The sequence below is a fragment of the Haemophilus parainfluenzae ATCC 33392 genome, from assembly GCF_031191205.1.
GTDB lineage: Bacteria > Pseudomonadota > Gammaproteobacteria > Enterobacterales > Pasteurellaceae > Haemophilus_D > Haemophilus_D parainfluenzae.
In genome coordinates this window covers 1103863-1115042 of sequence record NZ_CP133470.1, presented here as the reverse complement: position 1 = coordinate 1115042, position 11180 = coordinate 1103863, and the positions used below count along the sequence as shown (strand labels likewise).

Sequence of the window (11180 nt, the reverse complement as noted above, 5' to 3'; positions counted from 1 at the left end):
TCAGGCCTTTCTTATTGATAAGGTTTTTAATAATATAATTACTGATATTAACGACATTAAAATATAGTTTATAATATATACGATGGATAAAGACTCTATTCTAACCACTGAGTATGCCAAATAATAGCTAACAGACATAATAATAGACATAGCAATCCATTTTAATAGAATATAAAGTGATTTTTTCTCTCTATAAAGATATTGAGTAATTACCGTGTCTATTCCAAAGAAAATTATTGCAAATAACATTCCTTTAGATATATCAGAAGCTAAGCTATAGTTATCACCATATACAACAAAAATGAAATATGGAATTAAAACATATCCTAAGATTAAAAATATTACAGAAACTAAAAATATGACAATAAGCAATTTCAATAGATTACCTCTTATTTCATTTTGAGATGCTTTTAAATATATTAACTTAGGTGATATAGACTGAACAACAATACCTAACAACAAGAATCCTTGCTCCATTAATTGTACCGCAATACCATATTGACCCAACACATCAAAAGAAAAATAATATTCAATATAAAATCTATCTAAACGTTGAAATAGATACATGAAGATTAATGCAGGCCAGAGTTTTATCCCTCTCAAAAATAATATTCTTATAACATGTAGATTTATAATAAATTTAAAATTGCTTTTACATACAAAAAACAAACACTGCAAAGAACATACTATAACAATGATTTCTAACACACGAGATAAAGGTAATAAAGGCATTACATCTCTATAATAGTTAAAGAATATATAAATAACTAAAACTCTAATAAATAAACCAGAAATTCTTATTATAGTAACTGGTAGAATTTTTACATTTGCTTGAAAATAGTTAGTAATAACGCCAAAAGGCTCTGCTAAAAGAAGGTATAAAGATAAAATATAGATAAACTCTTTAACAAGAACATCATTTGTAAAGAACTTAGCATATAATATAGCGACAAGCATTGCTATTATTGAGAATAATAGTCTAACAAGAAAAGTACCTGAAATGATTTCTTTATATATGCTTTTATTTCTAGCTAATGCAACAACGCTAATTTCTGAACCTATCACTAATGCTAAAGAGCTTAATAATAAAATAAAATTAACACTATAAATCCATTGCCCATATGCTTCTGGCGTTAGCAAACGGGCAATCATTCCCTCCGAATAGAAAATCAAAGCTACTGTTATTAACTTTTCGAAAAATAGGGCTATAATATTAATTATAATATCTTTCTTCATCTTATTTAGCTTTTGTGAATAGGTTTCCTAATACAATGAAAGTAGAACTTAGAATAAAGCCTAAAATAAAGCCAGCTAATGAAATCAACACTCTTTTCGGATTATCCTTTACTACTGGATAATCTGGTGAACTTAAATAATAATACGCTTTTACATTTTCAACCGAATCTAATTGAGGGGCTAATTTAGTTAACTTACTCAACTGTCTTTCCGTACTATAATAATTTGTTGGATAAACAACTGGGTTATTTTTCACAATATCTAATTGCGCTTGAAGGTATTTTTCACCAAGCATAAATAAATATGTACCATCAGCTAATTTAGAATCAGAGATGTTTAAACGTGCATCACCTAACATATATTCTGGTACAGAAATATTATTATTTCCTCTTGAGAAATCTTTAATTCCCGCTTTTTTTGCGATATCTAACGCATTTGTTAAGTTTTCAACTTGAACGATTTTTGCTTCTATTAGACTCTTTTCAATTTGTTCTTTAGTAAATTTCAGTTCATCTAAACGAAGGTTAAAACCTAGTTTAAACTCTTGGTTTGTTTGATTAAGAATATACTGGTTTACAAAACTGACATACTCTATTAGGACAGATTGTGCTTCTTTAGGCGTTTCTGCTGAAAAAGTTATTTTTAAACCAATTTTATCTAATTCAGTTAAATCTTTTTTCTTCTGATCAACTTCGTGAACAACTAAATACTTAGAGACTATATTTTCAATATAACTATGTCTTTGTTCTTCTGTCATCTCCTTCGTATAATCTTTCACCCATACAGATTGTTTTAAGAACTGGCGTTTTAAATCGTTAGAAAGAAGGAAGTATTTAAATTGACCATATAATGAACCAGATAATGCTCCAGCAGAAAATTCACCATCACCAATAATACGAGCATATTCTGCGCGTATAGGTAATAGATGACCTAAATCAGTTGAACGTGGAGCCACAATAATTGCAGTAGAAGTCCACTGCTCTTTCGCAGTAAATGCGTAAACACCCGCAATAGCCGTACAAAAAAAAGCCGATAGAAAAATCCAAATTTTTTTATTCCATAATGCTCTTATTAACTCAATTAAATCTATCTCATCATTTTTTTGATAATTAGTATCATTCATTCTCATATCCTATTATAAATATCTTAAATATTTTATATTCTACAGGGCACCACTATTCTTAACAAGAAAAGTTATGTAAAAGTATTGTAAGTTCTAATACATTTATAAGAAAATGCGGCTAATATTAGCCGCATTTTCCATGTTAATTTAATCCTGATTGAAACTTTAATTAAGCATAATACATCTCAAACTCAACAGGATGTGGTGTCATATTTAAACGTTCTACTTCTTTACGTTTAATATTAATAAATGCTTCGATAAAGTCTTTCGTAAACACACCACCTTGCGTTAAGAATTCATAGTCTTTTTCTAATGAATTCAATGCTTCTTCTAGCGAGCTCGCGACTGCTGGAATATCTTTTAATTCTTCTGGTGGAAGATCATAAAGATTTTTATCCATTGCATCGCCTGGATGAATTTTGTTTACCACGCCATCAAGGCCAGCCATTAATAATGCAGCGAAAGCCAGATATGGGTTTGCCATTGGATCGGGGAAACGTGCTTCAATACGGATTGCTTTCGGGCTGGTTACTGCTGGGATACGAATTGAAGCAGAACGGTTACTTGCAGAATAAGCCAACAATACTGGCGCTTCAAAACCTGGCACTAAGCGTTTGTATGAGTTAGTACTTGGGTTGGTGAATGCATTTAATGCTTTAGCGTGCTTAATGATACCACCGATGTAATAAAGTGCGGTTTCAGAAAGGCCGGCATATTTATCACCTTGGAAAATGTTTTTACCATCTTTGCTTAATGACATATTACAGTGCATGCCTGAACCATTATCGCCCGTAATTGGTTTTGGCATAAAGCAAGCGGTTTTACCGTGTTCTAATGCAACATTTTGTACTACATATTTATAGATTTGTGTTTCATCCGCTTTTAAGGTTAAGCTGTTGAATTTCGTTGCAATTTCGTTTTGACCTGCTGTTGCCACTTCATGGTGATGAGCTTCGATGACTAAGCCCATTTCTTCTAAAATTAAACACATTTCAGAACGAATATCATGAGCCGTATCAATTGGAGCTACCGCACAATAACCACCTTTCTTCAATGGACGATAAGCATTGTTACCGCCTTCGTATTTTTTGTTGGTGTTCCAAGCGGCTTCAATATCATCAATGGCGAAAGAAGCACGGTTCATTGATACATCAAAACGCACATCATCAAATAAGAAGAACTCAGGTTCTGGACCAAAGAATGCCTGATCTGCAACGCCTGTTGAACGCATATAGTTTTCTGCACGAATAGCGATTGAACGCGGATCACGATCATAGCTTTGCATGGTTGTTGGCTCATAAACGCTACAACGAATTGAAAGTGTTGGGATCTGCGCAAATGGATCGACCACTGCAGTTTCAGCAATTGGCATTAAAAGCATATCGGCTTTGTTAATGGTTTTCCAACCTTCAACAGAAGAGCCATCGAACATTTTGCCATCTTCAAACATATCTTCATCGACAAGGCTAACCGGGATAGAAACACCGTGTTCTTTACCTTTGATGTCGGTGAAACGAAGTAGCACGAACTTAATATCGTTCTCTTCGATCAGTTTAAATACGTTGGCAATTGCATTTGCATTTGGCATAAGGAGTCCTCTATTTTGCTATGTGTATAATCTTTAATAAAATTAAAAGAGCATTATAACGCAATCGCTTGCTTTTTTCATGGGATTTATTTTAAACACCGGCATAGCAGAGTAACGAAATATCGTGTATAATTTTTGCCCTTTCGCGATTCTCGTAGGGTGAGTTTTACTCACCAATTTAAACTACTTGGACTATTCGGTGGTATAAAAATTCCACCCTACAAAACTTAAACTTTAAGAATGTAATAAATGAAAAACGACATTGATATTAATAAATTGCGCAATATTGCAATTATCGCTCACGTTGACCATGGTAAAACCACCCTCGTTGACAAACTTCTTCAACAATCCGGTACATTTGAATCAACTCGTGGTGATGTTGATGAACGCGTAATGGACTCAAACGATCTTGAAAAAGAACGTGGTATTACCATTCTTGCAAAAAATACCGCAATTAACTGGAATGGTTATCGCATTAACATCGTAGATACCCCAGGACACGCCGACTTCGGTGGTGAAGTAGAACGTGTACTTTCTATGGTGGACTCTGTACTTTTAGTGGTAGATGCCTTTGACGGCCCAATGCCACAAACGCGTTTCGTGACACAAAAAGCCTTTGCTCATGGTTTAAAACCAATCGTAGTTATCAACAAAGTTGACCGTCCAGGCGCACGTCCTGATTGGGTGGTGGATCAAGTATTCGATTTATTCGTTAATCTTGGTGCAACCGATGAGCAATTAGACTTCCCGATTATCTATGCATCTGCATTAAATGGTGTAGCAGGTCTTGAACATGAAGATTTAGCGGAAGATATGACGCCGTTATTTGAAGCGATTGTTCAACACGTTGAACCACCAAAAGTGGAACTTGATGCGCCATTCCAAATGCAAATTTCCCAATTAGACTATAACAGCTATGTGGGTGTTATTGGTATCGGTCGTATCAAACGTGGTTCAATCAAACCAAATCAACCTGTGACGATCATTGATGGTGAAGGTAAAACTCGCCAAGGCCGTGTTGGTCAAGTCTTAGGCCACCTTGGTTTACAACGTTATGAAGAAGATGTTGCTTACGCAGGCGATATCATCGCGATTACTGGTTTAGGTGAATTAAATATCTCGGACACTATTTGTGATATCAACGCCGTTGAAGCCTTACCTTCATTAACCGTTGATGAACCAACCGTAACCATGTTCTTCTGTGTAAATACTTCACCGTTTGCGGGTCAAGAAGGTAAATATGTAACTTCTCGTCAAATTCTTGAACGCTTAAACAAAGAACTCGTTCACAACGTGGCATTACGCGTAGAAGAAACTCCAAACCCAGATGAATTCCGTGTTTCTGGCCGTGGTGAATTACACCTTTCTGTATTAATTGAAAACATGCGTCGCGAAGGTTATGAACTTGCGGTGTCTCGTCCTAAAGTAATCTACCGTGAAATCAACGGCAAAAAACAAGAGCCTTACGAACAAGTGACTATCGACGTAGAAGAACAACACCAAGGTTCAGTCATGGAAGCATTAGGTATCCGTAAAGGTGAAGTTCGCGATATGATGCCAGATGGTAAAGGTCGTGTTCGTTTAGAATATATCATCCCTAGCCGTGGCTTGATCGGTTTCCGTGGTGAATTCATGACCATGACATCTGGTACCGGTTTACTTTACTCTAGTTTCGATCACTACGATGACATCAAACCAGGTGAAATTGGCCAACGTAAAAACGGTGTATTAATTTCTAATGCAACTGGTAAAGCATTAGCCTATGCACTATTTGGTTTACAAGAGCGTGGTAAATTAATGATCGAAGCTAACGTAGAGGTTTACGAAGGTCAAATCATCGGTATTCACAGCCGCACAAATGACTTAACCGTAAACTGTTTACAAGGTAAAAAACTCACCAATATGCGTGCATCAGGTAAAGATGATGCCATCGTCTTAACTACGCCGGTGAAATTTACACTTGAACAAGCTATCGAGTTTATCGATGATGACGAGTTAGTGGAAGTCACACCTGAATCGATCCGTATCCGTAAAAAACTCTTAACGGAAAACGATCGTAAACGTGCAAACCGTACGACAACCAGTACGAGTACACACTAATTAAAAACGTGCGGAAATTTGACCGCACTTTTAAATAAACAAAAGGCGAACATGATGTTCGCCTTTTTATTTCATGATTAAAACTAACCTAATCTGACTTTCTCGCCACCGAATTCATCAAGCAAGTTTTCGGTTAGTTTAGATAAAATGCCCGTCATTAATACAAAATCAGCATCAAAGCGTTGCGCATAATCTTCTTTTAAAATATCCGCATTTTTCTCACGCACCGCATCAGCAAATTTTAAACGTTTGAGCGTACAATCTTCATTAAACACGAAAGTCAGCGTATCTTCCCATTCCAATGCAAGCTTGCTCACCACTTTTTTGCCATCTTGTAAAAGCGCAAGAATCTCTTCATTTTCTAAAGGCTGTTTCTTACAACGGATCACGCTGTCTTCTTGGCTTCCTCGCAGTTCAGCCTCTTCTAATGCCACCAACCAATGCGGGATTTTTTCCTGCACAATCCAATCCGTTAAAATGGTCGAAGGTTCATTTGCAAATGCCAACGGTACAACGGGTAACGAACCAAGTGATTTACGCAATAACGCCAAGGCATCTTCTGCTCGTTTACTCGATGCCGCATCGACATGCACAAGGTTGTTCTCCGTATCAATCCATACAGAAGTTTGCTGATTTTTAGTGAATGCGCGTGGCAATAAATTCATCACCACATCATCTTTTAACGTTTGTTTTTCCGTTTTCTTCAATTTACGGTTTTCTTTTTGCTCCAGGCTTTCAATGCGTTCATCTAATTCACGTTTCACTACATTCGCCGGCAACATTTTCTCTTCTTTTTTCGCAACCAATAAAATGTGTTTACCGACAGAAAAATGCAATAGCTCACTGTATTTCAACGGATTCGTCCAGCCAAATTTACTTTGATCTTGTGAGCCACAAGGATGAAATTCACAATCTGACAACTGGCGTTGTAATTCATTAAGATCCCAATCTAGGGGCTTAGTCAGCCTATATGACATTAAATTTTTAAACCACATCGTAACACTTCCTTCATAATAGGGTAAAATACGCGACATTGTAGCCCATAAACTCACGGGAAAAAATGATGCAACAAAAATTAATTACCTTCATCGGCGGTGGCAATATGGCACAAGCGATTGTGTTAGGCCTATTAAAACAAGGTTATCCTGCCGACAAAATTATCGTTAATGATCCTAATGAAGAAAAACGTGCCTTTTTTGCACAATATGGTGTCGCCGTTTCTACGGATAACGAGCAATCCATCACACAATCTCAAGTTGTGTTATTTGCGGTAAAACCACAAGTGCTAGCCGATGTTTGCAACCCATTAAATGCGGTTGATTTCTCTGATAAATTAATTATTTCTATTGCAGCAGGGATTTCAACTGCCCGATTAGCTGAACTCCTTCCAACAGCAAAATCCATTGTTCGCGTGATGCCAAACACACCTGCATTAGTGGGTGAAGGTATGGCTGGCTTATTTGCTGATAAAAACACACCTGAAATTGACCGCACTTTTGCGGAAGATTTACTGTCAGCTGTAGGGAAAACCACTTGGATGACAAATGAAGCTCAAATGCATGCAGTCACCGCGGCATCTGGCAGTAGCCCTGCCTACTTCTTCCAATTTTTAGAAGCCATGCAACAAGGCTTAATGGAAATGGGCTTAGATGAAAACCAATCTCGTGAGTTGGTACAACAAGCTATGTTAGGCTCAGCGAAGTTGGTGATTGAAAATCCACAGACAGCTCTTTCGACTTTACGAGAAAATGTCACCTCAAAAGGCGGCACCACCGCAGCCGCATTAAATGTGTTCAATCAACACCAATTTAACGACATCATTAAACAAGCGATGCAGGCCTGTGTGGCACGCTCACAAGAAATGGAAAAATTATTCTAATGCAAGTTCGTCCTTTTACTTGGCTCGCCTTGAGCTTTTTTGGCTACTATTGTGCCTACGGTGTGTTTCTTCCGCTTTTCCCGGCATGGTTGAAAACGCAATCTTATAGCGAAGAAAGCATCGGCTTATTGCTTGCCTGTGCCTACATTTTCCGTTTCAGCGGCGGTATTTTATTTTCCGGCTTAATAAAACGCGTTTCCCTCTTAGTAAACGGCTTACGTTATTTAGGCGTGGCCAGTGCCATTACAATGGCGTTAATTGGACTGATGTCGCACAATTTCTGGCTTTTGTTTATTGGACTTGCATTGTATTCTATGGTGAATGCGGCCGGTATGCCGATTGGCGATAGCCTCGCCAGTACGTGGCAACAACAAATTCATTTAGATTATGGCAAAGCGCGCTTAATTGGTTCCTTTGCGTTTGTTGTTGGTGTGATGGTATTCGGGTATTTTGTTGGACTCGTGGGTGAGCAATATATTACTTGGATGATCACAGGCATACTCGTTTTTTACTGTATTGTGCAATTACTTCATCCGAACCCAATGCCGCAGGATGAACCTCAAAGTGCGGTCGAAAATTCCGTTGGATTTTTAGACTTACTGAAAAATAAAACGACCCTTCGTTTGTTTATTGCGATTTCACTCATTCAAGGATCGCATGCAGCTTATTACTCATATAGCACTATTTTTTGGACAAATCATGGCCACTCCGTTTCCGATGCAGGTTTATTTTGGGGAATCAGTGTATTAGCTGAAATCGTGGTCTTTTTCTTCTCCACTCGATTATTCAAAAACTGGAGCATTACGGCCCTTTTCTATCTCACAGGTATCGCGGCTATCGTGCGTTGGCTCGCGTTCGGTTATGCCGACACCTTTGTTGAAATCATCCTATTGCAATGTTTTCATAGTCTTACGTATGTTGCGGGGCATTACGCGACCGTGCGTTACATCACGACTCAGCCACAAACCCATATTGCGAAATTACAAGGCTTATACAATGCTTTAGCGGGATCTGCCGCCATTGCGATTTTCACTGCGCTTTCTGGCGTACTTTATCCAATTTCGCCCGTTTATGCCTTTAGCTTAATGGCCGCCTTTGCCTTCATTGGGTTATTTATCACCCCGCGTGGCGTGAAAGCCTTTTTGGTACATAGAGTGTAAACATGAATAATCTCACGCTAGTTGATTTGTTCTTGAATGAATATTGGATCGAAAAAGGATTGTCTGAAAACACCGTGCAGTCTTATCGTCTCGATTTGACCGCACTTTGTGATTGGTTGGATAAACAAAATTTATCTCTCGAAACCCTCGACCCCTTAGATCTACAACAATTTTTAGGCAGTCGTTTAGAGCAAGGTTACAAAGCCACGAGCACTGCAAGAATGTTAAGTGCGATGCGGAAATTATTCCAATATTTATACCGTGAAAAGTATCGTACGGATGACCCGAGTGCTGTACTGAATTCACCTAAATTACCAAGCCGTTTGCCTAAGTATTTAACAGAGCAACAAGTTACAGATTTATTAAATACGCCAGATGTCGAAATTCCGCTCGAGTTACGCGATAAAGCCATGTTGGAATTACTTTACGCCACTGGATTGCGTGTAACAGAATTGGTCACACTCACCATTGAGAATATGAATTTACAACAAGGTGTCGTGCGTGTAATTGGTAAAGGTAACAAAGAACGCATCGTGCCAATGGGAGAAGAAGCCGCGTTTTGGGTGCGACAATTCGTGCTTTACGGTCGTCCTATTTTGCTTAACGGGCAAAGTTCCGATGTGGTCTTTCCAAGCCAACGAGCTCAGCAAATGACTCGCCAAACCTTTTGGCATCGCATCAAGCATTATGCTGTGTTAGCGGAAATTGATACGGATGCGCTTTCGCCACACGTTCTTCGTCATGCCTTTGCGACACATTTGGTGAATCATGGTGCGGATCTCCGTGTTGTGCAAATGCTCCTCGGACACAGCGATCTCTCCACCACGCAAATCTACACTCATGTAGCGAAAGAACGCTTGAAACACCTTCACGAAAGATTTCATCCGAGGGGATAAGATCAAAAAGTGCGGTCAAATTTATCGTTATTTTTGACCGCACTTTAGTATGAAAAGCTTATTTTAATGACAACAATCTCGCCACATTTTGAGCTGTTGAAACTAAATTCTGCTCTCCTTGGTTGAGAATTGTCGGTAAATTCCCCAGCTTACGGATAATTGGGAACACCGCGTCAATGCCATGTTCATACACCACTTCATAATCCTCACGCAAACAACCCACAATCGCGATGACTGGCTTATTAAATTGTTTCGCCGTGCGCGCCACACCGATTGGAGTCTTACCTAAGATACTTTGTGCATCCATACGGCCTTCACCAGTAATCACTAAATCAGCCTCTTTAACTTGATCAGCGAGTTTCAAATTATCCAAAACAATCTGCACGCCTGCTTTGAGTTGTACATTGGGTAAAAGTAATAAACCACCGCCCATACCACCTGCCGCACCCGCACCTGGTTGATCTTGAATCTTTTTACCACAATCCCGCTTGGCAATTTCGGCGAAGTGGGCTAACGCAGCATCGAGTTCTTTTACCATCTCAGGCGTCGCACCTTTTTGTGGACCAAAAATCGCAGAGGCACCTCGTTCACCACAAAGTGGATTATTCACATCACAAGCCACTTCGATTTGTACGTGTTGCAATCGAGGATCTAAATCAACCAGTTGAATTTCAGCAAGATTAGATAATGCTGCACCACCAAAGCCAATGGATTGCCCATTTTTATCCAATAAACGTAAGCCTAATGCTTGCAGCATACCCGCACCACCGTCATTTGTGGCACTCCCACCAATTCCTAAAATGATATGTTGTACGCCAAGATCTAGGGCTTGCTTAATCAGCTCACCCGTGCCAAAACTGGTGGTTTGGCAAGGATTACGTTTATCCATCGGGACAAGATGCAATCCCGACGCGGCCGCCATTTCGATTATTGCCGTTTTACCATCACCCGATAAACCGAAAAAGCTTTTTACTTGGTTGCCTAACGGTGCAGTGACTTCTGCCTCAATTAAGCGCCCCTGAGTGGCATCAACCAAAGATTGTACGGTTCCCTCTCCCCCATCTGCCATTGGTAGTTTCACATATTCAGCGTTTGGGAAAATACGTTTAAAACCCGTTTCAATCGCATTAGCCACTTCAAGTGCGGTTAAACTTTCTTTAAATGAATCAGGCGCAATGACAATTTTCATATTCTCTCC

General features: G+C 38.8%; 9 protein-coding genes. 4 read left to right on the top strand and 5 right to left on the bottom strand.

From position 1 onward, the window contains the following. The 3 genes from RDV53_RS05480 to glnA all read right to left on the bottom strand — a co-directional run bounded on the left by RDV53_RS05480 (window position 1) and on the right by glnA (window position 3947). On the bottom strand, window positions 1-1236 hold the full coding sequence (locus tag RDV53_RS05480) for an oligosaccharide flippase family protein (RefSeq protein WP_005695278.1): 1236 nt from the start codon (window positions 1234-1236) through the stop codon (window positions 1-3). Between the two features lies 1 nt (window position 1237). Further along, entirely contained in the window at window positions 1238-2359 is a 1122-nt protein-coding gene (locus RDV53_RS05475) for an LPS O-antigen chain length determinant protein WzzB (RefSeq protein ID WP_005695277.1), read from the bottom strand. Window positions 2360-2528: 169 nt separating this feature from the next. Continuing rightward, window positions 2529-3947 carry a glutamate--ammonia ligase gene (gene glnA, locus RDV53_RS05470; protein WP_005695276.1) on the bottom strand — a complete coding sequence of 473 codons (1419 nt, stop codon included), beginning with the start codon at window positions 3945-3947 and terminating at the stop codon, window positions 2529-2531. A 249-nt stretch (window positions 3948-4196) separates the two neighbouring features. Between glnA and typA the strand changes: the two genes are divergently transcribed. After that, window positions 4197-6047, top strand: coding sequence for a translational GTPase TypA (gene typA, locus RDV53_RS05465; protein WP_005695275.1), 1851 nt, complete (start codon window positions 4197-4199; stop codon window positions 6045-6047). An 83-nt stretch (window positions 6048-6130) separates the two neighbouring features. On the opposite strand, the gene rdgC is transcribed toward typA, so the two are convergent. Beyond that, window positions 6131-7042, bottom strand: coding sequence for a recombination-associated protein RdgC (rdgC, locus tag RDV53_RS05460; protein WP_005695274.1), 912 nt, complete (start codon window positions 7040-7042; stop codon window positions 6131-6133). A gap of 68 nt (window positions 7043-7110) precedes the next feature. On the opposite strand from rdgC, the gene proC reads away from it, so the two are divergent. The 3 genes from proC to xerD are packed head-to-tail and all read left to right on the top strand — an operon-like array spanning window position 7111 to window position 9982. Next, window positions 7111-7926 carry a pyrroline-5-carboxylate reductase gene (proC, locus tag RDV53_RS05455; protein WP_032822522.1) on the top strand — a complete coding sequence of 272 codons (816 nt, stop codon included), beginning with the start codon at window positions 7111-7113 and terminating at the stop codon, window positions 7924-7926. Continuing rightward, on the top strand, window positions 7926-9086 hold the full coding sequence (locus tag RDV53_RS05450; protein ID WP_005695272.1) for a 3-phenylpropionate MFS transporter: 1161 nt from the start codon (window positions 7926-7928) through the stop codon (window positions 9084-9086). The genes proC and RDV53_RS05450 overlap by 1 nt, the downstream gene beginning before the upstream one ends. Before the next feature lie 2 nt (window positions 9087-9088). Next, on the top strand, window positions 9089-9982 hold the full coding sequence (gene xerD, locus RDV53_RS05445; RefSeq protein WP_005695271.1) for a site-specific tyrosine recombinase XerD: 894 nt from the start codon (window positions 9089-9091) through the stop codon (window positions 9980-9982). A 58-nt stretch (window positions 9983-10040) separates the two neighbouring features. Here the strand turns inward: xerD and RDV53_RS05440 are convergent, their stop codons facing one another. Further along, entirely contained in the window at window positions 10041-11171 is a 1131-nt protein-coding gene (locus RDV53_RS05440) for a glycerate kinase (protein WP_005695269.1), read from the bottom strand. Between the last annotated feature and the right edge of the window lie 9 nt (window positions 11172-11180).

Bases quoted from the DNA above. Each gene is read 5' to 3' on its own strand.
- rdgC (WP_005695274.1), bottom strand. From the start codon at position 7,042: ATGTGGTTTAAAAATTTAATGTCATATAGGCTGACTAAGCCCCTAGAT.
- typA (WP_005695275.1), top strand. From the start codon at position 4,197: ATGAAAAACGACATTGATATTAATAAATTGCGCAATATTGCAATTATC.
- RDV53_RS05475 (WP_005695277.1), bottom strand. From the start codon at position 2,359: ATGAATGATACTAATTATCAAAAAAATGATGAGATAGATTTAATTGAG.
- RDV53_RS05450 (WP_005695272.1), top strand. From the start codon at position 7,926: ATGCAAGTTCGTCCTTTTACTTGGCTCGCCTTGAGCTTTTTTGGCTAC.
- RDV53_RS05440 (WP_005695269.1), bottom strand. From the start codon at position 11,171: ATGAAAATTGTCATTGCGCCTGATTCATTTAAAGAAAGTTTAACCGCA.
- RDV53_RS05480 (WP_005695278.1), bottom strand. From the start codon at position 1,236: ATGAAGAAAGATATTATAATTAATATTATAGCCCTATTTTTCGAAAAG.
- glnA (WP_005695276.1), bottom strand. From the start codon at position 3,947: ATGCCAAATGCAAATGCAATTGCCAACGTATTTAAACTGATCGAAGAG.
- proC (WP_032822522.1), top strand. From the start codon at position 7,111: ATGCAACAAAAATTAATTACCTTCATCGGCGGTGGCAATATGGCACAA.
- xerD (WP_005695271.1), top strand. From the start codon at position 9,089: ATGAATAATCTCACGCTAGTTGATTTGTTCTTGAATGAATATTGGATC.